Consider the following 21,992-nt stretch of genomic DNA (forward strand, 5'->3'; position numbering starts at 1 on the left):
GGCGCCGGCCCATGTTCACACCGATCATGTTCAGCCGGATACAGCGAACCCATTCCAGCCGAGGCCAGCAGCCTATGCCCGCTCACCATCACTCCAAGGTCCTGATCATCGGCGCCGGCCCGGCCGGCTACACCGCCGCGATCTATGCCGCCCGCGCCAACCTGAAGCCGATCCTGGTGCAGGGGCTTCAGCCGGGTGGCCAGCTCACGATCACGACCGACGTAGAGAAATACATGACCCCTGCTTGGTAGTAGCAGCATGTCATGCTGGTTTTCTGCTCGATGCTACCGCTCGGTAGTAGTTGCGTATCGTGAGCTTCAGTCGTAGCGTTGAAGCGCTGCATCCTTGCCGCCATTAGCGCAGCAAAACTTGTAACCGGTGAACCGAATGTCGAACATACATCAGTCAAAAATCCTTATCATCGGCTCCGGCCCTGCAGGTTACACTGCAGCCATTTATGCAAGTCGTGCCAATTTAGAACCCATCATAGTTCAGGGCTTGCAACCAGGTGGCCAGCTTACGATTACAACCGAAGTCGAGAATTTTAGTGGCCATTCACAACCTATAATGGGTCCTTGGTTGATGGAACAGATGCAGAAGCAGGCGGAGAACGTCGGCGCACGGCTCATCTACGACGTCATCACAGAGGTTGATCTCGCGACACAGCCATTTCGGGCCAAGGGGGATAGCGGCGACGAGTACGTTGCTGATACACTGATCATTTGCACGGGAGCCCAAGCCCGTTGGCTCGGCAACGAGCCCGAGTACCTACAGGGGCGAGGCATTTCTGGATGCGCCACCTGCGATGGCGCGTTCTTCCGCAACCAGCATGTAGCAGTCATCGGCGGCGGGAACACAGCGGTCGAGGAAGCGCTCTATCTATCCAATCTGGCGTCAAAAGTGACGTTGATTCATCGTCGCAATCTTCTACGCTCTGAGAAGATCCTCCAAGACCGCTTGTTCCGGAATCCCAAGATCGAAGTGATCTGGAATCATCGAGTCAACGCATTTCTAGGGTCGGCAGACACAGGTCTTACAGGGCTACGGCTGCTAGATGTTGAGTCGGGAGCGACTCGAGAGTTGGAGGTGGCCGGCGCATTCATAGCCATTGGCCATGATCCAGCAACTACACTCTTTCGCGGAAAATTGACGCTGGACGAGGATGGCTATATCGTCACCAAGCCGGACAGTACAGCGACCAGCGTACCAGGTGTGTTTGCAGCAGGCGACGTCAAAGACAAAGTGTTCCGACAAGCGATCACTGCGGCTGGGATGGGCTGCATGGCAGCGCTGGAAGCTGAGAAGTGGCTGACGGCACGAGAGGGTAAATCGGACCCAGCAGCGCTGGATGGCGCGCCTAGCCAGATGATCGGAGCTTGGGAGTGAGATCCAGCAACAACAAGGGGGCGAGCCCAGACCGGCTCTTCCGCATATTGTGTGGAGGGGCTAGGGTGCTTCCTAACCAAGGGTGAGTCATGCCTCCGCTCAGGCGCTGGCGCGAGGCCTGACGAAGTCGTCTGTCGCGACCTGAGCCGAATCAAGATGCTGAAGCTGGTAGTTGTGGTGATAATCACTATATCAGAGGGTGCTAGACCATCCTCGAGGGAATAGGTCATGATAACATACGCCTATGTCGTTGATGCTGAGGATCTGGCGGCTCGTAGCTCCACTGCAGTCCACGAAAAGTGGGGCAACATCGTCAACGGGATCTGGAGCAGGGGGGCGGCATCATCACAAGCCGTAGTTACGCCAATATGACTACCATATCAAAGGGGTCGCTCGATAGGGTAATGGGGACGTTGTCCCTTACCGGCAGGCCTGCGGCAGACCCCGTGGCCGATTTGACGCTCTGCTTCGATGAGCGCATCACACGGATGAACGATGGCACGATGGCAATCAAGACCGCCAAGCTACGGGCCATGACGAACCAAGTGCCAAACCCGCCCATCGCCGGTGCGAGCTTCTGAAATTTGTCCGAGACCCCGCATCTTGGCTGGGGTCAACGGCGTCGAAAAGGGATTACAGGTGGGCGCGTGGGGCCGGCTACGTAGGTTCCGGCAATCAGAGCCTCGGCCTGTTTGACCTTGCCCCGCCAGACCGGTTCTTCCGCACTCATATGAGGAGATGCCGGTCAAGGGTGGAAAACCAAGGTCTTGTCGCTTTGTTCGACCGGCGCGACCGTCCCTTCGTCCCGACCTGCCCGAATACCGAGCATCGCGCGCAGCGGAAGGCAAGGCTGGCCCGCCAGGACCACCGCCGTCAGGCGGCTTGGGCTTGCCGGAGCAAGCACAATGCTAGCGTGGAGATCGTCGCCCGCGACCGGGCCGGCAACTATGCCGACGGCGTGCGGGCCGGTGCTCCGGATGCGGTTCAGGTGGCGGATCGCTGGCATCTTCTACGCAATCTCGGCGACGCCCTGGCCGGCATTCTCGACCGGCACCATCGGGCCATTCGCACTGCGGCGAAGACAGCCATAGCGGTTACGACGACAATGATGACCGTTCCGGTAGCGCCATTCACGCCCCGGCCTCCCACCCGCAGTGAGCAGCGCAAGCTGGACAAGCAGGCGGCGCGGCAGGCCCGCTTCGAGGAAGTCGCAGCGCTGCACGCGCGCGGCTGGTCACAGAATGCGATCTCCCGCAGCACCGGCCTTGACCGCTCCACAATCCGAACATGGCTGCAGGCGGGCCGCCCGCCCTCCTGGAACAAGCCGGCTTACGGCAGTGCGGTCGACGTTCATGCCGATTACCTGCGTCGGCGCTGGAGCGAGGGCTGCACCAACACCGCCCGGCTGTGGCGGGAAATCCGCGATCGTGGTTATCCTGGCAGGCCAAAGAGCGTGCAGGAATGGATCCGGTACAAGCTCCGGCGTGGCGATCCAATGCCTGCCGACCCGGCGCAGGCCGCGACCGCCTGGAAGGCACCCTCCGGCCGGCGCGCGGCTTGGCTGGTGGTGGCCGATGCCAACGAGATCGACGATACCGCAGGGAAGTTCGTAGAGGCCCTGCTTGCCGGATCGCCGGACCTGGCCGCGGTGATCACGCTGGCACGGGAGTTCCGCGCGATGGTCCGGGAGAAGCGGGCCGACGGATTGGATCCGTGGCTCGCGGCAGCCCAGGGAACGGCTCTGGCCGGGTTTGCCGGCGGCCTGAAACGGGACTTGGCGGCGGTTCGGGCCGGGTTGTCGCTGTCGTGAAGCAGCGGCCCGGTGGAAGGTCAGGTCAGTCGGCTCAAGACGATCAAGCGGACCATGTGCGGCCGGGCCGGCTTCGACCTGTTGTGCCACCGGGTTCTGGAGGCCGCATGATATCGGAGAAAGGATGATGTGGAATTCACTCACAGCTTGTGCACCGGGAATGCGGATGGACCGCTCCAGATCATCGAGACACTCGATGCCAGAGAGGCAGGGGCGACTCACCCTGCAGATCCTGAGCGCCGTCGCAAAGACGGGTCTGAAGGCTGCTCGGTAACGTGGGTGCATCGGCGGTAATCCATGTCTGTTGGCCCGTTCCAAGGCGGTGATCCGTGTGATCAATGCCGCCCGTCAGGCCCGGCGGGATACCGACGTGTTTGCGTCGCTGACAACATCTTCGCCGAGGTGCGGGCGATGCGACCGGCTTATCCTTGGACGGTGGTTGCTCGCAGCCTCTCTCCCTAAAAGGCTTGCACCGATTCGATGACAGCCCGTGGATTGGACCGACGCTAGCGCGCGGTGCCCCGGTTGGTATGCGACGGCTTTGTCGAGCAGGCCGTGCTGGAGCGAACGCCGCTGCGGTCGTCCGCCAAAGTCGCGTCGGCCTGCCAGCTGAAAGATCTTCAGCTCGACCGAGAGGGATGAAAGCGCGCGGTTATGCCCAGATTGCCTCTGACAATCACGGTGCGGCTCACCCAGGAAAAGCCTGCAAAGTTTTGATGATCTCTCATACTTCAGCGCTTGCACTTAGTGTCAACCAGAGTGTAAAGTGACAACCTTGGTGTCAACAGGGTGCGATTTACGCATGCGCCTGCAACTTCAGGAGTGGAGCCGTGAGCGAGAAGATGTCCAATGCCCCTGTCTACTACGCCTTGGCCCAAGCGCATTTTAACCCTGTTGCGGCTATGGCCAAGTACGTTGGTGAGGTGCAGGATCATCTCCGGCGCGAGGGCTACACCCTGTTCGAACCGCAGCAGGTGACCCACTTGCAGCTCACTGCAGCACCCAATCAAGCTACAACCGAGCCCCAAGTTGCCCATACAACATCTTGGCTTCTTACGAAGGGGGATCGAACTTCAGGATTCATTTTGAACGCTTCTTCGATCAGTTTTCATACAACCCACTATGAAACAAGTGCCGAGTTCATCCCAGAGCTGCTTCGTGGGCTGAGGGCCGTACACGCTGTGGTGAATCTCGAACATGTTGGTCGACTAGGGCTTCGTTACCTTGATGCAGTCTTACCCAAGCAACATGAAACAGTTGAGCAGTATCTTGCTGACGGTCTGCACGGTGTTCGCTTCGGCGCTAATCAACGATATAACCTGAATGAGGCTGTGTTCGAGACTGAGTCTGGTCCCGTGTTGTCCAAAGGAACGTTAGTTGCTCGCGTTCACCAGATGACCTCCCCACTGGGGTACCCGCCAGACATGGTTCCTAATGGCTTAATGCAGATGCCTAAGTTTACAATCAATGACGTCTGCTCTCATGCCGTCATTGACACTGACCACTTTGTAGAGGGACGAATACCGCTGAATTTCGACAAACTTGCTGAACAGCTGTCAGCTCTGCACGCAACTATCAAGCTGGTGTTCGACGCGACAATCACCGATCACGCTCGTACGATTTGGGCCTGAGATAGGATAGGAAAGATGTATTCCATTCCGGTTTCCACCCAACCTGTGCAGCCGATGGTTCCGGCGACAAAGGTTGCCTTTGCAATAATTGGTACTGTTCTGTTTGGTACTGGCAGCATTTACTGGCTCGACCGCACTGAGGCGTGGCGACATCACATCCAACCGCGCGTGCCGTTTATCCTTGATGCAGCAGATGCCCCCATAGAGAACGCGGAACGCCCTGATGTTCGGACGGCCGCAGAGCATATCGAGAACATTCGAAACGTACTAAATCCGCCTGTTGCGGATCTCGCTATCCTGTTTGATGTCTCTCGCCAAGCGATCTACAAGTGGTTGGCCGGGGATTCAATGCCTGAAGAAGACAAACTCACTAGGATTGTTCAACTGAGCCGGATTGCTGACGCGTTCCATGCGGGGGGCATTTCACGTAAAGGGTCTTTGCTAAGAATGAAGGCTTTTGGCGGGCGGTCCTTGATGGATCTCATCAAATCCGGCGAAAATCGCCATGAACATGTCGCCGCCTTGATCTCTGAGGCCAAGGAGATGGAGTCTTCGTATAATCAGTCCGGCTTAGCGAACTCGAAATCCAAACCAACCAGTGATTGGCAGTCTTCCGTTTCGATTCCAGGCTCCTCTGAGCGCGTCTGAAAGAGGAGCGGTGAATGCTCGGACGGGACACCGAATGGCGACAAGGAAACCTGCTGACCGACGAAGCAGCTCATGCACTGGAGTTGGTGAAGGTCACTGGCTCAAGCAGCCGCGTTGTCGTAATCTCTCATGATTGTGACCTGCCAAACGATATCGAGGAGTTTGTCGAAGTCATCATTGGTTCGCTAGTTGAGGCACCCAATCCGATGCTCGCGAATGCAAGGAACCCCCGCCGGTTGCAAATCAAGTTCGCTTCTCAGAGCGGTGAAGAACTACACGTCGAGCTTCACCATGCAAACCGTCGGGAGGTGAGTAAAGCCGAGTTCGCCAAGTTCGCAGCTGGCAACCCAGACTTTACTCTTTTTACCGACGAGAAGCGGGCTTTAAAGCAGTGGCTTGCGGCTCGATATGGGCGTCCAGCATTTCCTAATGCCTTTGAAACTCGACTGCGAAAGGCTGTTCAGAAAAAGTCAGTCGAGCAGCGCATCGCGAAAATTCTGGAGCCAGCATCATCGCACCTAGTGGCTCTTTTGTTCGATCTCGGTGAGGGCAAAGATGTAGAGCTTCTGGATGGGGAGGTATACTATCTCTCGATCATGGTGGTATACGACGCAACTGAAGGCGGGCCGATTGCAAGAGAATTCGCCGAAAAAGTCGCAAAAGGCCTTTATGACCTCTTTGAAAAAGCGTACGGGCCGGCTATTGGGTCAACAGAAATAGCACTTGAAGCTTGCAATGCTGTCGCTGACACTTTCGTGACGTTGGCGGATTTGAGGAAAGTTGACCAATGGCGCCTAGAGTATATTAGTCTACGCGAAGACCCTATAGGCGACTTCCTCTCCGTTGGAGAGCTGCCAGTCTAGAAACCTGTTCGTAGACGTCAGGCACTGAAAATCTGTTCGCAGTCAGGACTTGCCTGGCGATGCTGGCTCGGATGCTCCTTTGAGATGAGTGGCGGAGTGGCCTTGGAATGTGTCGCTCAGGCGACCTTGCTCGAGATAAGCATGTCCAGATTGGTCATGATGTTGCGAACCTTGCAGCCGACGGTCGCCTCGATTTTCTCGGTAGTCAGCGTCTGAGCCCGGAGGCTTCGGCCGATGGTGACCTGGTTGCGCAGCATGGCGACCTCTTCAAGGGAGCGGCGGCCACATCTGACCGCCTTCTGTCAGCCGAGCCGGCCGCGCTCGCGGATCATCAGGATGGGCGATCGCGCTGGGTCGGGGCCGTCCCGCCCTGTCGCCCGGCACCAACTTCTCGGCGTTAGTTAGATTAAGTTAACCAGCTTCCGCTTGGCCTCGGTGTCGCCCTCGATGTGCTTCTGGGTCGTGGCGAGGCTGACGTGGCCGACCAGTTGCTGGACAGTCAGCAGATGACGCTTACGCCTAATCCACGCAAAGATACTATGAGGCGACAGGAAAGGTGGGATTTGGCGCATTTTGAGGCGTGATTGCCCTGCTTCACGGAGGAATGCCATGGAGATCTCAATCGCCCGCTCCCCGAACGTCTCTTCCTCGGACGCCACCCTTCTGGTCGCGCTGGAATTGTCGAAGGCCACCTGGGTGGTCGCCCTCAGCGCTCCGTTCTCGGATCGGATCAGCCATCACTCCATCGTAGGCGGCGATGCCGCCGTCCTGCTTAAGCTGATCGGGCAAGCCCGCAACCGGGCTGAGGCGGCACTCGGGCAGCCAGTCCGGGTGGTCTGCTGCTACGAGGCGGGCTACGGCGGCTTCTGGCTGCACCGCGTCCTGAGCGCTAACGGCATCGACAACCATGTGCTCGACGCCGCCAGCCTCATGGTCAACCGCCGGGCGCGCCGGGCCAAGACCGACCGCATTGACGTCGACGGCTTGATCCGGGCCTTGGCGGCCTGATGCGCGGCGAGCACCACGCTTGCCGCGCTGTGCACGTTCCCTCCATTAAGGACGAGGATCGCCGGCGCCAGACCCGCGAACGCGAGCGCCTGGTCGCCGAGCGCACGGCCCACGTCAACCGCATCAAGGGCCTGCTGATGGCCCAGGGCATCCGGGACTTCCTGCCGATGCGGCCGAATGCGGCGGAGCGCTTGGCCGAGTTGCGCACCGGCGACGGTCGCCCCCTGCCGCCCTGCCTGGTCGTCGAGATCCGGCGCGTGTAAGTGCCGGGTGAATACTGGCCCTTCCGCATTTCCGGTGCACAATCATCGAGTGAATATGCACTTCATGTTTTCTCCAATGCTATGAGGCTTCCAGAACCCGGTGGCGGAGCAGGTCAAAGCCGGCCCGACCGCCCATGGTGCGCTTGATCGTCTTGAGCCGGCGATCTGACCCTCCACTAGGCCGGTGCTCCAATGTAGCGACGAGGCGTCGCCGTCATCTGTCATGGTCAGTTCCGAAGCCAGGATCTCACCTCTGTCCGGATAGACTGCCAGATGGAGCTTCCGCCAGCTCCGGCGCGGCTTGCCGCCGTGCTTCTCGTGCAGCCAATTGGCAGCCCCGAACACATTCAGTCGCGTGCTGTCGATTACGACATTGACCGGACCGTCTGCCTTCTTGAGGGTGGACGCAACCTGCACGTTGGCACTGCGGCGGGAGAACGTAGTATGGTTGCTTATGTCAATGTACTACGGGTTCTCCCGCGTTTTCGATGCACACGGATGGCGGGTAGAGACTGAGTGACTATATTCAGGAGGTGGCTCCGCTCCCAACGTGATCTTTATCCTTGTACAGCACCGAATTCTGCCTGTTGCCGCCGAACCTGGCGGTCGATCGTCTGCGACCTGCCGATGATCATCTCGTCCTTGAGACGCATTCAACCAATCCGTCAGCGACATGCCCTTTGTGCGACTACCCCTCCTTCCGACGACACAGCAGCTATGGTCGCCGGCTGGCGGATCTGCCGTGGCAGGGCCGCAGGGTCGAACTTCACCTGCGCATCCGGCGCTTTCGCTGCGTCAATGACGGTTGCCCAAGGCGGGTTTTCGCCGAGCGCTTGCCGGAGGTCACCGAGCCGATGGCGCGCCGCACCCTTCGCCTGCGCGAGACGCAACAGGATCTCGGCCTGGCGCTGGGCGGTGAAGCCGGCTCCCGCCTGGCCAGCCGGTTGGCGATGCCGCTCAGCCCGGACACCGTGCTGCGCCTGATCCGGGCGATCGTCCTGAAGTCCGCCGAGACGCCGCGGGTGCTCGGCGTCGATGACTTCGCCTTCCGGCGTGGCCAGCATTACGGCACGATCCTCTGCGATCTCGAACGCAGATGCGCGATCGACCTGCTGCCCGACCGGCAGGCCGAGACGCTGGCAACATGGCTCAAAGAGCACCCCGGTGCCGAGATCGTCGCCCGTGACCGGGCCGGCGCCTTCGCTGACGGCATCCGCCAGGGCGCTCCCGAGGCAATCCAGGTCGCCGATCGGTTTCATCTGCTGTGCAACGCTTCCGACGCCCTCAAGCCGGTCTTCGACCGTCACCATCGAGAAATCCGCAAGGCGATCCAGGCGACGGCGCCGACGACGGCGCCGACACCTTCGCCAGTATCTCGGCCGGAACCGAAGTCGAGAGCCGAGGACCGTGCCCGCGACCGGTTTGATGACCGCCAGGCCCGCTACGACGAGGTCGCCCGTCTGCGGCAGGCTGGCATGCCGATCAAGCGCATCGCCCGCGAACTTGGCCTAGGACACAAGACCGTGAAGCGTTGGCTGCGGGCAGGACATGCCCCGACCTGGCGTAAACTGCCCCGCCCGAAGATGATCGATCGTTACCGGGAGTACCTGGAGCGACGCTGGCGGAAGGGGTGCCACAACGCCGCCCAGTTGTGGCGGGAGCTGCGCGATCAGGGTTTTACCGGCAGGTCGGGCACCGTTCGCCTGTGGGCGACCCGGCAACGCCGTGATCATGCTCCCGAACCCGCCGCCCTGCGTCTTCCGGGAACGCGACCTGGTGGCGACGCTGATCACCGCCGCGCCGGCGATCACCGAAGCGGTGGCCCTGGTCCGGGCCTTCGCCGCCATGATCCGCCAGCAGGAGGTTGACGCCCTTGATCCCTGGATCGCGGCGGCGCGTCAAAGCACGCTGCGCGGCTTTGCCGACAGTATCCAGCGCGACCGGGCCGCCATCAAAGCGGCGCTCACCCTGCCATGGAGTACCGGGCCGGTCGAGGGGCGGATCAACAAACTCAAACTCGTGAAACGCCAAATGTATGGCCGCGCCAACTTTGATCTCCTGCGCCAACGTGTGCTCGCAGCAGTCTGAAAATGAAGGGAGCTGGAAATATTTTTCCCTCATAACGTGTGCATCGAAAACGCGGGAGAACCCGTCACATCCGATAGCAAATTCAACCCAGACCGTCAGGCTGCCAAGCCGCCACAGCGCCGCGTCAAATTCGGCCCAGTTCTCATTTTTGTACCGCGCCTTCGGGATCTTGTGACGACGCGGTTCATCCGCCTTGTACGGCATCAGGGTCTCTCGGATCAGCGGACGGCCTCTATACCTGTCAGCCGGCTGACGCGACAGCCCTCACCTGCCATTTTTGCACCAGGGTCCAGTTCAGACGGTATATCATCTCCGGCCGCTATGCCCACCATCCTCCGACAGCATCTCATCATCCGAGAAGATTAGGAGGCTGAGCGCCTCGCCATCCCCTACCCGACAGGACTGCTCCAGCACTTCGAAGCGGTCTGCACCACGGCGATCGAACCAAGCCTCCGCCCCCATGCGGCCAAGGCGAGACTTTGGCTTGTCGCCGAAGACGGCGTCGAACGCGAAAGAGTTGGGATCGAGTTCCGGCTGGGGAAACCAGTGCGCAGAGACGCCAGGACCACGGATGAACCATCGTCTGCCCTGGCGGCCGTGGCACACCAGCATTGCCGCTTCAGGACCGTGCTCGACCAGTCGGATCGCCGTCGCCGTCAAGCTGGTTCCGAAAATTTCGGCTATCTGCTCAGCACCGTCCAGAGAGACCCTCTTCAGCCCTTCAGCCATTGGACGAAACAGATAAAGTGGGAGCAGGAGATCGGCGGCATAGCCGTCGGCGACACGCTCGGGATCGAGCGGGTTGCGAGTGCGATTGCCGATGTCGTCCGGGCGGCAGACAAAGGCACGGCCTCGGTGATGGTGCCAGTGACCGAGTTCATGCGCGAGCGAAAAGCGGGCGCGTGTCTTGGTCCGCGCCTTTCGATCATCCACCGTGATGACAGCACGGTCACCATATCCGACGATCCGAGCCTCACAACTTTCCAAAGGGCGATACTTCACAACTGCCTTGCGATGCCAGGCGATCACCTCGAGGTCGATGTCCTTGGGGTCGGAGATCCCGAGTTCCCGCAGCACCACCTCTGCCGGGCTGCACTGCCTTTTCACTTCGGGTCGCCCCGCTCATCAATGGCCCCGAGATCAAGAAGGTCCTCCAAGAAGGAGTCGAGTTCCGGCTCGCTCATCTGCTGCCCCTTGCGCGCGGCGAGTGTAAGCTCGCGGTCGAGGGTACCGTCGTTTGCGGCGTAGCGCTGGACGATACGCCTCTTATCTGCGATTGATAGGGGAACGACAGCGGCGGCGGCGGCACGCTTTGCCTTCTCCATCTCCGCTCGTGCCGCCTCGAACTTACGCCTTCCGCTCTGCATAATCGCGGCGGAGATCACGCCGTGCACCCGGGCGGCTGCGGCTTCGATGGAGCCGTACTCCTCGCACATTTCGGCATGAATTTCGTCGGATGTTGCCGCCATAACGTCATCCGCGAGAGTCTCGGCCAGACGGCCAAGCTTCTCGAGTGCTTCCCGCTCGCGATCCATCATGGCTTCCATCCTTCAGGAAACGCCTTCTCGATCTTGCGCCGTATCCGGCGCCGCACCGTTGCTAAAACCTTATCGTCCATGGCGCCCATATCCTTAAGCACGGTAGCCGACTCTCCGTCCAGGTCGCCCATCACTACCAGCAAGGCTTGCTCATCATCATCGAACAAAGCCTGTAGAGCCTTCAGGTGTTCAGAGTAGTCGGCGCGGGCGACCAAAAGCTCCTCAACGGACCTCTCACGCGACGCTACACGTGAAGCTGGCCCGGCGTTCTCATCCTCATCCAGGCTCTCATGCCGCGGACGCCGGCTGATCTGCTTGCGCGATGCCGAGGCGATGCTTTTCATCACGTTGTACAAGAACACTGAAATCTCAACCTCACAGGGACAGGTCCGTTCTCCTTCAAGAGCCCGTCGGATCGCTTCTTGAAGAAGGTCATCCGGTCCCATCCCCGTGCCGACGGAGAGCTGGCGAGCTGCCCGTTCCAAACGTCCCAGGTCGTCCGATCCGAATTCTTCAAGCGCAGCCTGGATTTCAGCAACGCTCCTCAATCCACCGTCACCCTCCCTCACATGTCCCTCACTGGTCTTGGCGCCTCTTCAATTGGCTCCGGACATTCGAGCAGAAATTTTTCTTCGTCTGTGTCCGAGGCCCAGATGCGGCGGAGCCGATGCTTGTAATGGCAGTTGCAGGGGCATCCGCCCCTCCACCGCGATCAGGATCATAACCCTTACAGCTATATTGGAGTAGAAATAAAGATGACAAAACATAACCACCATGTCGTGCCACACCCGGACGGGTGGGCGGTCAAGCGGGCTGGCGGTAACCGCGTTTCTTTAGTGCATGACACTCAGCAGCAAGCCATCGACAGGGCGCGCGAGGGGGCCCGCAAGCAAGGGTCCGAGCTGTTGGTCCACAATCGCAAAGGCCAGATCCGCGAGCGGGACTCCTACGGTCCTGATCCGTTCCCGCCCCGCGATAAGCGGTGAGCAGTCGGAGGTAAGGGCCTGGGCATAAACGCCTTGGCCCGTTCGGATTGGACGCGCCAAGTGAGTTCAGAGGTGTAGACGGATGCAGGAACATGAATATGCACTCCTGGGAGGAGTGAATCGGGCAGAAGTTGGTCGCTACCTCGGCGCCATCGCAGCCGGAGTCTCGGCAGTGATCGTGTTCGTTCTGCTGACGGTCGTCGATCTCGCGCAGCAATTTGGCATCCCCACCAACCTGCCTCCCGCTGTCTTGTCACTTGTCGGGGCCGGGGCTGTGTTTGGGGCACTTTACTGGATCTTTGACCGTCACGCCTGGCGGTGGCCGTACATAGGTCAGCTGTTGAAGGTCCCTGACTTGGCCGGGGATTGGCAGTGCGATGGACAGACGCTCAAGCCGGATGGCTCGGACAGCTACGGCTGGGAAGGAAAGGTCACGATCATCCAGAGCTGGGACAGACTGCGTGTCCGTCTCAAGACGAGCCAATCCGGCTCGAACAGCATCACGGCAGCGCTGATTCACGACGAAGCCGACGGCTACAGGCTCCTCTACAACTACCGGAACGATCCGCGGATCGGCGAGGCGGAGCTCAAGAGCCACCTCGGCTTTGCTCAGCTGGTCTTCTCGAAGGACCTTCGGTCGGCCGAGGGAGAGTACTTCAACGGCCACGGCCGCTTCACGTTCGGTACCATGCGCTTGGCAAGGATTTGACATGCCCAGGGATATCAACAACCGCATCGAGCAACTCCGCACGCGCCGTGCCGGTATGGACCGTTTGGAACGCCTCAACGAGCAGGCCCGGTATGACGTGTTGGCTAAGAGCCTGGTGCCAGAGCCTTGGCAGAAGCGTGTGGGCAAGCCTCACACCAAGTATGCCCTTGGGGCGATGCAGGAAGTTGATGCCGACTACACGCGTATCAGCATCGAAACGGCTGAGCGTGTCGGCCGCCAACTGGACGCGGGGTTGACTACCGCCGGCTTCTCGGTCGAATTCCGACTGCAGGGTTCCGTACCGCTGAACGTCCATATCCGCGGCGTTAGCGACGTTGATCTACTCAACTTGGAAACAGGATTCCTCACCTATGACACCGGTGGTGCGCGCAGCGCGGCTGGCCAATACCGAAATCCGACAATCCGGACGTCCGTCGATGTGCTTTCCAATCTTCGACGCGAGGCGGAGAGGATCCTGAAGAACAAGTATCCGGCCACCACCGTGGATACGTCCGGAGGAAAGGCGATCAGCATCTCCGGCGGATCGCTGGCACGGCCCGTCGACGTGGTGCCGTCCCATTGGCACGATACGATCGACTATCAGAGGTTCGGGCAAGAGCACGACCGAGGCGTTACCATTCTCGACAAGAAGGTGCCTGAGGCGCTCCAGAATCTACCGTTCCTTCATATCAAGCGCGTTGGAGAGCGCGACGAGGCAGTCATGGACAGTCTCAGAAAGGCTATCCGCCTTTGTAAGAACCTGAAGAGCGATGCCAACGAAGAGGGCCGAAACGTTAACCTCCCGAGTTTCGACATCGCCGCGACGATGTACCACGCGAACCTCGATGCGCTGCGCAGTGGCGCCGTCTATGAGCTCGGGATTCTGGCGGAGGCACAACGCCATCTCGACTTCCTCGCTCGCAACGTAACCTACGCTGCGACACTGACGGTGCCAGATGGGTCGAGACGGATCTTCAACACGGGAGCGAAGATCGAAGGGTTGATCGCGCTATCGATTGAGATCGACGAACTGGCTCGCGAGGTCGCGAAGGAGCAGAACAGCCACCTTGCTACCTACGACGCCCCTCCTCTCGACGTCAGCCGCGCTGTGCTGTCCTCGATCTATGTGCCGTAGGTGTCGCTGCTTGAGATCATCGGCCTGGACCTGGTCAAGCGGCGAGACTGCCGCGCGATTGGGGTCAAGCCGCCATAACTGGATCGGAGCCGGAATTAGCATCGAACAGTTGTCCGAAGCTGGGACCGAACTTGCCGTTGAGGATGGCATGTAGACGCCAAGTCATGCTGGCCCTTCCGCAAGCTCGGTGGAGCTTGATGCGGAGAGCTGCTGGGATGCTCACATAGAGGAAACCAGCCCCCTCTCAACTTGTATCGCTTTGGATCACCGAACCTCTCTTGTCCCTGTTGCCGGATGGGATCGTCGTTGGCCGTGTTGAGGTCAAATCTGGACTCGTCACCGTGCATGCTCGATCCGCTGACCTGATCACCTGCTGTCCGATATGCACCATGCCGTCGGGACGGTTTCATGGTCGCTACATCCGCCGTGTCGCCGACATTCCCCTGATGGGCCGCATCGTCTCGCTGTCCCTCCAGATCCGCCGCTTCCGCTGCTCGCAATCCGGATGCCCGCGCCGGATCTTTGCCGAGCGCTTGTCTGCAGCGGGTAAACCAGCGACGAAGGCATCTTTTCCGCCGGTCTGTTGAGGCCGAGTTTTCCTGGTGACAGGAACTCCATGGAGGCTGCAATGGCCGATGGCGGACACTTGGGGGATCGGGAGCACTTTTGGCGGGAGCACGTGGCGGGCTGGAGGAGCAGTGGTCTGTCGCTGCGGCTGTACAGCGAGCGTCATGGATTGAAGGCCGGCACACTGGGCTACTGGAACTCCCGGCTCAAAGCCCAGGCCGCTGACGCTCCGGCATGCTCGGCCGGACCGGAGACCGGGGCGATGTTTCTGGCGGTCCATGTTGCCGATCCGGCGGTGAGTGTCCCGGAGCCGCGGAACGAAGGGGTCGAATTAGTTCTGCCGGGAGGATACGTTGTTCGGATCGGCCGCGGCTTCGACGCCATGACCCTGGACCGGCTGCTCGATGTCGTCGAGAGGCGGTCGTGATCGGGTTGCCGGACGGCGTGCGTGTTTACCTGGCGGCGGGCCGGACCGACCTGCGCCGCGGCATCGACGGCTTGGCCGCGCAGATCCAGACGGTGCTGCGTCAAGATCCTTTCAGCGGCCATCTTTTCGTTTTTCGAGGCCGTTCGTCGCACACGATCAAGGTTCTGATGTACGACACGACAGGCTTTCTGCTGATGCAGAAGCGCCTGACCGAGGGAAAGTTCATCTGGCCGAGCCCGGCGGATGGCATCGTGACGATCAGCCGTGCCCAGATGTCGCTGCTCGTTGACGGTCTGGATTGGCGATCCGCCAAGACAAAGCCCATCACCAAGCCTCTGTTTATCGTCTGAACAGAGGCCTGCGTTACTTCTATGTTACTGCTTCTGCCGCTGCTTACCACGAGGGCCGGCGCGGATACTTTCATCACATGGATGATGCCCGGCACGACAGCAATCCTGAGAACCCGAAGGATGATCCGCTCCAGCGGATCGCCGCGCTGGAGCGCCGGGTCGCGGTGCTGACGCGCGAGAACGAACGACTGGAGACGTTCCTGGCGGTTCTGCGCCACAGGACCTTCGGCCGTTCCTCGGAGAAGATGAGCCCGGACCAGCTCAGCCTGCTCGATACGGCGACACCTGCCCCGGCCGATCCCGGCGAAGCGGATCCCTCAGGCGAGGACACGACCGGACAGCGTCGGCGCGGTGGCGGGGGCCGGCGTCCTTTGCCCGACAATCTGCCGCGGGTGACCCGCGAGATCCTGCCCGTCAGCACGCAGTGCCCGTGCTGCAGCCGGGAGATGACCCGGATCGGCCAGGATGAGAGCAAACAGCTCCACCTCGTCCCAGCCCATGCCGAGGTTCACGTCACCGTCCGGCCCAAGTTCGCGTGCCGGGCCTGCGGCGAGCTGGCCCAGGCGCCGGCGCCCGACGACCGGCCGATCGAGCGCGGCCTGCCCACTGCCGGCACCATCGCCCAGGTCATCATCGCCAAGTACCTGAACCACATGCCGCTGCACCGGCAGGCGGCGCACTACGCCCGGCTCGGCGTTCTGCTCGCCACCACCACACTGTACGGCTGGGTCGAGGCGGCCGCGCGCGAGCTGGCGCCGGTTGCCGATCGCCTGCTCGCGCTGCTGCTCCGGCGGACCAAGATCCATGCCGACGGGCCTTTACAGTGCCGTGCGCTAAATCCGAAGCACCCATACCGTTGCTCTGGCATTTCTGGGCCACACCACGCTCCAAAGCGATCCAGATTTAACGCAATCCGCTGTAGGCAACGCCGCAGGCGGTACACTCCGGTCACCGTTCTCAATCCCGGTCGCTCCGGCACCCATGACGGCCGCCTCTGGGTCTATGCCGACGACACCCGGCCGCGCGGCGGAGCCGAGCCCTCGATCGCGGTGTTCCGCTTCTCCGCCGGACGGGCCGGCAAGCATCCGGGCCAGCACCTGGCGGGCTTCACCGGCACCCTGCAGGCCGATGCCTTCTCCGGCTTCGATCACCTGTATCGCGGCGGCACCATGGTCGAGGCCGGCTGCCTCGGCCACGCCCGCCGCAAGCTGGTCGATCTGGTGCGCGCCAAAGGTTCGCCGGTTGCCTCTGAGGGCGTCCGCCAGATTGCCGCGCTGTACCGCATCGAACGGCGGATATACGGGTTGCCGCCCGCGGAACGCCTGGCGGTGCGCCGGAGCGAGGCGGTGCCGCTGCTCGAAGCCCTGCGGGCCTGGCTGACCGAGCGGCTCAGCCAGGTGGCGCCGCGCAGCGAGCTGGCCAAGGCGCTCGGCTACATGAACGCTCAGTGGGATGCCCTGGTCCGCTACGCCACCGATGGCATCCTCGAGATTGACAATCTGACGGCCGAACGGGCGCTGCGCGGGGCAGCTCTGGGCCGGAAAAACTGGAACGTGATCGGCTCGGATGCCGCCGGCAAGGTCGCCGCCGTGATCTACAGCCTGGTGGAAACCTGCCGGTTGAACGGGATCAACCCGGAAGCCTACCTGACCGACGTCATCGGCCGGATCGGCCGCACCAAAATCCAGGCGCTCGACACCCTGCTGCCGTTCAACTGGCGACCGCCCGACGCCGGCAATCCCGCCGATCCGGGCCGCATGAACATCGCCCCTCACGCCGCTGCCGCCGCCTGATCCAGCCGTGCCGAGGTCTCCTCCCATCGGCGGCTCCTCCCCCTGCCATCACCAGGAATTTACACGCGTGACGGCGCTCGCATAGGTGCCTTCGTCGCTGGTTTACCTGACAAATTGGATCCGTGGTTCACGGCGGCCCAGGTGACGGCGCTGGCCGAGTTTGCCGCTGGCCTGCAACGTGATCCGGCGGCAGTCCGGGCGGGATTTTCGCTACGGTGGAGCACCGGTCCAGTGGAGGGTCAGATCAGCTGGCTCAAGACGATCAAGCGCACCATTTGCGGTCGGGCCGGCTTTGCCCTGCTCCGCCACCGGGTTCTGAAAACCGCGGAGAAAACATGAAGTGCATATTCACTCGATGATTGTGCACCGGAAATGCGGAAGGGCCAAGCTGGCTGCTTCATCCGCCATTTACAGCGCCCCACCGGCTTCATCCAACCGGGTAACCGCCGCTGCCTTGAAAGAGCTGGTTCAGGAAATCTGGACAGCGGGATAAGTGGAGTTTCTGCCTGAAAGCGGCCAGTATGTATGCCGCACAGGAGAGATCATGACGAGAAGACCACGCCGGAACCACACACCTGCTTTCAAGGCGAAGGTGGCTTTGGCTGCCGTCAAGGGCGAGAAGACGCTGGCCGAGCTGGCTCAGCAGTTCGACATTCATCCCAACCAGATCACCCAGTGGAAGGCGCAGTTGCTCGATGGGGCGGCCGGAGTGTTTGGATCGGACAGCCGCGGCGACAGTCAGCGTCCAGCGGTCGATCTGACGGTGCTGCATGCCAAGATCGGAGAGCTGACGCTGGAGAACGATTTTTTGGCCGGCGCGCTCGGCAAAGCGGGTTTGCTGAGCGCAAAGCGATGATCGACCGCTCCCATGATCTGCCGATCACGCGGCAGGCCAAGGTGCTCAAGGTCAGCCGGGGCAGCGTTTACTACCTGCCAAGGCCAGCCTCGGCCGCCGATCTCGCCTTGATGCGCCGGATGGACGAACTGCATCTCGACTTCCCGTTCGCGGGCAGCCGCATGCTGCGCGACCTGCTGGTCGCCGAGGGCTTTCGGACCGGCCGCCGGCATGTCGCGACACTGTTGAAGCGGATGGGCATCCAGGCCCTCTATCGCAAGCCCAACACCTCGAAACCGGCGCCGGGACACAGGATCTATCCGTATCTCCTGCGCAATCTGCCGATCACCCGTCCCAACCAGGTCTGGGCCATGGACCTGACCTACGTTCCCATGGCGCGTGGCTTCGTCTACCTCGCCGCCGTGATCGACTGGTTCAGCAGGCGTCCTGTCCTGGCGGTTGTCGATCACGATGGAGGCCGAGTTCTGCGTCGAGGCGGTCGAGGAAGCCTTGGCCCGCCATGGCAAACCGGAAATCTTCAACACCGATCAGGGCACCCAGTTTACCAGCACGGCGTTCACCGGCTTGCTGACCGACAACGCCATCGCCATCAGCATGGACGGCAGGGGCGCATGGCGCGACAACGTGTTCGTGGAGCGGCTCTGGCGCTCCGTCAAGTACAAGGAAATATACCTCAAGGCCTACGATACAGTAGCTGAGGCGCGGAAATCACTCGCCAGTTACTTCGGCTTTTACAATGCTGTTTCATACTACCCCACCCGGCTATGCCATTGATCAGAATAGCATTTGCTGCTCGTCCGATGGTCCCGCGGGGTGCCTGTGGCGCTGGCGGGCCTGATCTGTAATCCGCTGTCCGGTTTTCCCCTCAAGTATGACTCTGCGGAACAGCCATGGTCCATCGGCGAGGGGATGCTCGGCCTCGATCTCGCCTCCCTCGGCGGCCAGGCGCAGTGTTTTGGTGCTGATGCCGAGGAACGCCGCGGCTTTGGTCAGGTTCATCCATCCGTCCGCGCTGGCAACCTCCGGGCGGTGAACCGGGATCCTGTTATGTGACCTGAGCGCGGTCACGCGCTCCCGCGTCCAGCGGTTGCCACGACCCGTGACGAGGCCGTTTCGATTGAGCAGACCGGCGATCAGGTCGTCGCCGGCAATCCGGACCAGCACGCGCACGGCCTCGACGATCTCGATGGAGGTCCCGGTACACTGGCCACGGCGACGTCGCGGCAGACGCAGTTCAGTGTGGACGCCTCCGGCCCAATGGACCACGAGGACGATTTCGGCAGCGTCATCGTCGACATCGACGACAACCTCCTCAACCAGGGTCCGCACGATCCGTTTCTTCAGCCTCGCGTCGGCAGACGGGTCCTGCCACACGGTCTTCAGGTCGTCAGCCAGCGTCGCGAACTCATCGGATGTCACCGACGGGCGTTGGGGCACGGTCTGAAGATGCGCCGCGATCCGGTTCTCGACGGCGACAACGCGCTCAAGGGTGCGGTTCCAGCGCACTTCCAACTCTGCCGTGACCTGCCGGTTCAACGGATCCGCGGCATCGTATTGCCGGAAAGCTCGGTCGGCGGCATATCGGGCGGCCGTCAGGTCGCGCTCGAGAGCCTCGCGGACATCGTCGCGTCGTTGAGCTTCCTGGCGCTCCATCCGCAGGGCCACTTCCACGGCCTCCAGGCCGATGGCTTGCAGCACCTGTTCCCCGATGGCGGCATCCACCGGCAATCCACCGAAGGCGATGCAGCGTGGTTCGCCACTGTCCATCCAGCCGCGGTTGCAGGCATAGCGCAGGATGTCATGATCGTTGCCGGTATAGCGGACGGTCAGTTTACGGCCACACCGTCGGCAGCGCAGAATACCGGCGAGCAGGGCATCGCCGCGCTTGGCTGCGCCACAGGCTTCACCGCCCTGAGTGTTGTCCTTGATCATCGCCCGGATCGCCTCGGATCGCTCCCAATCGACATAACCTTCGTGCGCGCCGGGATACAGCGCCAACCAGTCCTCCCGTGCTTTACGCCGGGTACCGCGCCGTGGGGTCGGTCCGTCGTGAAGCGCCACGGTCCCTGTCCTGCCATAGGCATAGGCGCCACCATAAACCGGGTTCGTCAGGATCCGGTAAAGCGTTCCATAACAGGGACGCTTCCAGATGACATCGGCACCCGAACGCCGGGGCGGGAGATCAAGGTTGTGCTCGAGGAACCACAGCAGGGCCTGACGGACGCTGCCGAGTTTGGCGAACTTTGAAAAGACCAGGGCGATGGCTTCCCGGATGCGGTGGTCGGGATCCTTTTCCAGGCGGTGGCCATCGGCCTTGATGTATCCGATCGGGACCATCACGACCAACTCGCCGCGGCGCGCCATCTCGTGGCGTGCGGCCAGGGAGCGCTGACGCAGGAGGTCGAGTTCGTACTCGTTCAGGCTGCCCTTCAAACCCAGCAGGAGCCGGTCATTGCCCTGGCGCGGCGCGTAGATGGTCTCCTGATCGACGAGCAGGGTGTCGACAACACGGCACATCTCGATCAGTCGTTGCCAGTCCCGACTGTTGCGGGCGAAGCGCGACACCTCGAGCGCCGCCACCGCTCCGACTTTGCCAAGGCAGACGTCGGCCACCATCCGTTCGAAGCCGGTCCGCGCCACCATTCCGGCCGCGGAGCGCCCAAGATCCTCATCGACAATCTCGACTTCCGACCATCCCAGGGCACGCAACCGATCCTTCATGGCGTACTGCAGCGCGCGGCTCTCGCGGTTGTGAGCAACCTGGTGAGGTGAAGATTGACGGACATAAAGCACCGCCTTGCGCTCAAGGTGATGCGGCTGGATCTTGTCACTCATCAGCTTGTCCTCCCATTCGCCCGCCGACCGCGTTGCCCGCCGTCGCCGTCAGGAGCATCCGCGCCATCAGACGCGCCGCCGTGTCGAGCGCCTCCCTGGGCAGGCTGGTCCGATCGGGTCCTGGGCAGGACCGAGGAAACAGGCTGAGTTGTCTGGTTGGGAGCGGCAGGTTCGTGCGTGGCATCGGCATCTCCTCGGCTCTGGTGGGAGGGATGCCTTGCTCCTATCACTGAACCGGCCGACGGTACTCGACCGATGATATCCGACAGCAGTGTTTTGAGATTATCCAGTGCCGCCAGATCGACCTGTGGTGCCTGGGCAGGGTGAAGATGAAGGCATGCAGCGCGATCGAACATCCACGATGGCACCGCCAAACATTGTCCCTTCCGGTCTGCCGTCGTACTGCACCAGAACACAGGCATGTTGCCGCGCTTGACGACTTCGTGAACATGCACCTCGCGGCCAAACCAGGGATGCCACGGATAAAGAACTTCCCATACCTCGGTCCCATGGGCGTTGTGTTTCTTCGTTGTACAACTCCCGCAGACCTCATTCGAGCCTTGACCGGCAAACACCTGATCAGGCCTACTTTACCCCGCTTCCGCAGATCGCGGCAGCCTGAACCCGGCAGGCGCTCCACTTATCCGCTGAAAAAGCTGTCCAGATAAACGGAGCCACCTCAGTCCGGACGAACGTCGAAGAGGCGAAAGTAGCACCTCCTTAACAGGAAAGGGCGCTTATTTGGGCAAAGGGAGCAGTACGCTTCTCACAATGTAAGATGGATTTTCGATAATCCTTTCAGCATATAGCTGGCTTTCCTACAGCTAAAGGCCAGCAGCATGTCAGTAGGGCTTTCCCAGAAAAGGCGGGGGTTGGCATCAGTACCAAAATCCTATAGACATTCAACCGTGACGTGTTGGTCGCCGCTCTCGGTGGGTCGGCTCGATGGTCAGGAAGCTCGGGCGACTGATGGAAGGTAGCTAGGATGGCCACCCTCTCCGATGTAGCGGTACTCACACGCCTCTGCCCAAAGCTATTCACCACAGTTCCGCAGATCCGGCGACATCCTCTCACGTAGCCTGACCAGGATCACATGCGG

At 61.3% G+C, this 21,992-nt stretch carries 19 protein-coding genes and 7 pseudogenes; 19 read left to right on the forward strand and 7 right to left on the reverse strand.

What is annotated here, in order from left to right:
• Positions 1-11: 11 nt before the first annotated feature.
• From JL100_RS36740 to JL100_RS00295, 7 genes and pseudogenes are all read left to right on the forward strand, one after another.
• Positions 12-251: an FAD-dependent oxidoreductase gene (locus JL100_RS36740; protein ID WP_407696934.1), complete on the forward strand. Its 240-nt coding sequence runs from the start codon at positions 12-14 to the stop codon at positions 249-251.
• A 136-nt stretch (positions 252-387) separates the two neighbouring features.
• Complete coding sequence (gene trxB, locus JL100_RS00275; RefSeq protein ID WP_202681055.1) at positions 388-1,386, forward strand: thioredoxin-disulfide reductase; 999 nt, start codon at positions 388-390, stop codon at positions 1,384-1,386.
• 446 nt (positions 1,387-1,832) lie between these two features.
• A complete protein-coding gene (locus JL100_RS36435) occupies positions 1,833-1,967 on the forward strand; it encodes a hypothetical protein (protein ID WP_267133595.1) in 135 nt (44 codons plus the stop codon).
• Between the two features lie 317 nt (positions 1,968-2,284).
• A pseudogene (locus JL100_RS00280) lies at positions 2,285-3,307 on the forward strand (transposase); the annotation flags it as partial.
• A gap of 719 nt (positions 3,308-4,026) precedes the next feature.
• Positions 4,027-4,827, forward strand: a complete 801-nt coding sequence (locus tag JL100_RS00285; protein ID WP_202681058.1) for a TIGR04255 family protein — start codon at positions 4,027-4,029, stop codon at positions 4,825-4,827.
• A 15-nt stretch (positions 4,828-4,842) separates the two neighbouring features.
• Positions 4,843-5,475 (forward strand): hypothetical protein, encoded by a 633-nt coding sequence (locus JL100_RS00290; protein WP_202681060.1) that lies wholly within the window; start codon positions 4,843-4,845, stop codon positions 5,473-5,475.
• Positions 5,476-5,489: 14 nt separating this feature from the next.
• Positions 5,490-6,338, forward strand: a complete 849-nt coding sequence (locus JL100_RS00295; protein ID WP_202681062.1) for a hypothetical protein — start codon at positions 5,490-5,492, stop codon at positions 6,336-6,338.
• A gap of 116 nt (positions 6,339-6,454) precedes the next feature.
• On the opposite strand, the pseudogene JL100_RS00300 reads toward JL100_RS00295, so the two are convergent.
• A pseudogene (locus tag JL100_RS00300) lies at positions 6,455-6,702 on the reverse strand (IS5/IS1182 family transposase); the annotation flags it as partial.
• A gap of 245 nt (positions 6,703-6,947) precedes the next feature.
• Here JL100_RS00300 and JL100_RS00305 point away from each other — a divergent pair.
• Both JL100_RS00305 and JL100_RS00310 read left to right on the forward strand, forming a co-directional pair.
• On the forward strand, positions 6,948-7,346 hold the full coding sequence (locus tag JL100_RS00305) for a transposase (protein ID WP_202681066.1): 399 nt from the start codon (positions 6,948-6,950) through the stop codon (positions 7,344-7,346).
• A 29-nt stretch (positions 7,347-7,375) separates the two neighbouring features.
• Positions 7,376-7,609 (forward strand): hypothetical protein, encoded by a 234-nt coding sequence (locus JL100_RS00310; protein ID WP_202681067.1) that lies wholly within the window; start codon positions 7,376-7,378, stop codon positions 7,607-7,609.
• A 201-nt stretch (positions 7,610-7,810) separates the two neighbouring features.
• Here JL100_RS00310 and JL100_RS00315 read toward each other — a convergent pair.
• Positions 7,811-8,071, reverse strand: a pseudogene (locus tag JL100_RS00315) (transposase); the annotation flags it as partial.
• A gap of 101 nt (positions 8,072-8,172) precedes the next feature.
• On the opposite strand from JL100_RS00315, the pseudogene JL100_RS00320 reads away from it, so the two are divergent.
• Positions 8,173-9,697: pseudogene (locus tag JL100_RS00320) on the forward strand (ISL3 family transposase).
• Between the two features lie 84 nt (positions 9,698-9,781).
• On the opposite strand, the pseudogene JL100_RS00330 reads toward JL100_RS00320, so the two are convergent.
• The 4 genes and pseudogenes from JL100_RS00330 to JL100_RS00345 form a co-directional block, all read right to left on the reverse strand.
• Positions 9,782-9,901, reverse strand: a pseudogene (locus tag JL100_RS00330) (IS5/IS1182 family transposase); the annotation flags it as partial.
• A 102-nt stretch (positions 9,902-10,003) separates the two neighbouring features.
• Entirely contained in the window at positions 10,004-10,774 is a 771-nt protein-coding gene (locus JL100_RS00335) for an ImmA/IrrE family metallo-endopeptidase (RefSeq protein ID WP_202681080.1), read from the reverse strand.
• Between the two features lie 26 nt (positions 10,775-10,800).
• Positions 10,801-11,235 (reverse strand): hypothetical protein, encoded by a 435-nt coding sequence (locus JL100_RS00340; protein WP_202681081.1) that lies wholly within the window; start codon positions 11,233-11,235, stop codon positions 10,801-10,803.
• The gene (locus JL100_RS00345) at positions 11,232-11,783 is read right to left on the reverse strand and encodes a hypothetical protein (protein ID WP_202681084.1); all 552 of its coding nucleotides are present in this window, start codon (positions 11,781-11,783) and stop codon (positions 11,232-11,234) included. The genes JL100_RS00340 and JL100_RS00345 overlap by 4 nt, the downstream gene beginning before the upstream one ends.
• Positions 11,784-11,990: 207 nt before the next feature.
• On the opposite strand from JL100_RS00345, the gene JL100_RS00350 reads away from it, so the two are divergent.
• From JL100_RS00350 to JL100_RS00390, 9 genes and pseudogenes are all read left to right on the forward strand, one after another.
• Complete coding sequence (locus JL100_RS00350) at positions 11,991-12,221, forward strand: DUF2188 domain-containing protein (protein WP_202681086.1); 231 nt, start codon at positions 11,991-11,993, stop codon at positions 12,219-12,221.
• 82 nt (positions 12,222-12,303) lie between these two features.
• Positions 12,304-12,930: a Cap15 family cyclic dinucleotide receptor domain-containing protein gene (locus JL100_RS00355; RefSeq protein ID WP_202681087.1), complete on the forward strand. Its 627-nt coding sequence runs from the start codon at positions 12,304-12,306 to the stop codon at positions 12,928-12,930.
• Position 12,931: 1 nt separating this feature from the next.
• Positions 12,932-14,065, forward strand: a complete 1,134-nt coding sequence (locus JL100_RS00360) for a nucleotidyltransferase family protein (RefSeq protein WP_202681088.1) — start codon at positions 12,932-12,934, stop codon at positions 14,063-14,065.
• Between the two features lie 278 nt (positions 14,066-14,343).
• Positions 14,344-14,652 (forward strand): transposase family protein, encoded by a 309-nt coding sequence (locus JL100_RS00365; RefSeq protein WP_202681089.1) that lies wholly within the window; start codon positions 14,344-14,346, stop codon positions 14,650-14,652.
• 41 nt (positions 14,653-14,693) lie between these two features.
• A complete protein-coding gene (gene tnpA, locus JL100_RS00370) occupies positions 14,694-15,059 on the forward strand; it encodes an IS66 family insertion sequence element accessory protein TnpA (protein WP_202681090.1) in 366 nt (121 codons plus the stop codon).
• Entirely contained in the window at positions 15,056-15,409 is a 354-nt protein-coding gene (tnpB, locus tag JL100_RS00375) for an IS66 family insertion sequence element accessory protein TnpB (RefSeq protein ID WP_202681093.1), read from the forward strand. The genes tnpA and tnpB overlap by 4 nt, the downstream gene beginning before the upstream one ends.
• A complete protein-coding gene (gene tnpC / locus JL100_RS00380; protein WP_228420984.1) occupies positions 15,358-17,202 on the forward strand; it encodes an IS66 family transposase in 1,845 nt (614 codons plus the stop codon). Before tnpB ends, tnpC begins: the two co-directional genes overlap by 52 nt.
• Positions 17,203-17,343: 141 nt before the next feature.
• Positions 17,344-17,541, forward strand: a pseudogene (locus JL100_RS00385) (ISL3-like element ISAzs13 family transposase); the annotation flags it as partial.
• A gap of 205 nt (positions 17,542-17,746) precedes the next feature.
• Positions 17,747-18,796: pseudogene (locus tag JL100_RS00390) on the forward strand (IS3 family transposase); the annotation flags it as partial.
• Positions 18,797-18,832: 36 nt separating this feature from the next.
• Here the strand turns inward: JL100_RS00390 and JL100_RS00395 are convergent.
• Complete coding sequence (locus JL100_RS00395; RefSeq protein WP_228420985.1) at positions 18,833-20,893, reverse strand: recombinase family protein; 2,061 nt, start codon at positions 20,891-20,893, stop codon at positions 18,833-18,835.
• Between the last annotated feature and the right edge of the window lie 1,099 nt (positions 20,894-21,992).

This window comes from Skermanella mucosa, from assembly GCF_016765655.2.
GTDB lineage: Bacteria > Pseudomonadota > Alphaproteobacteria > Azospirillales > Azospirillaceae > Skermanella > Skermanella mucosa.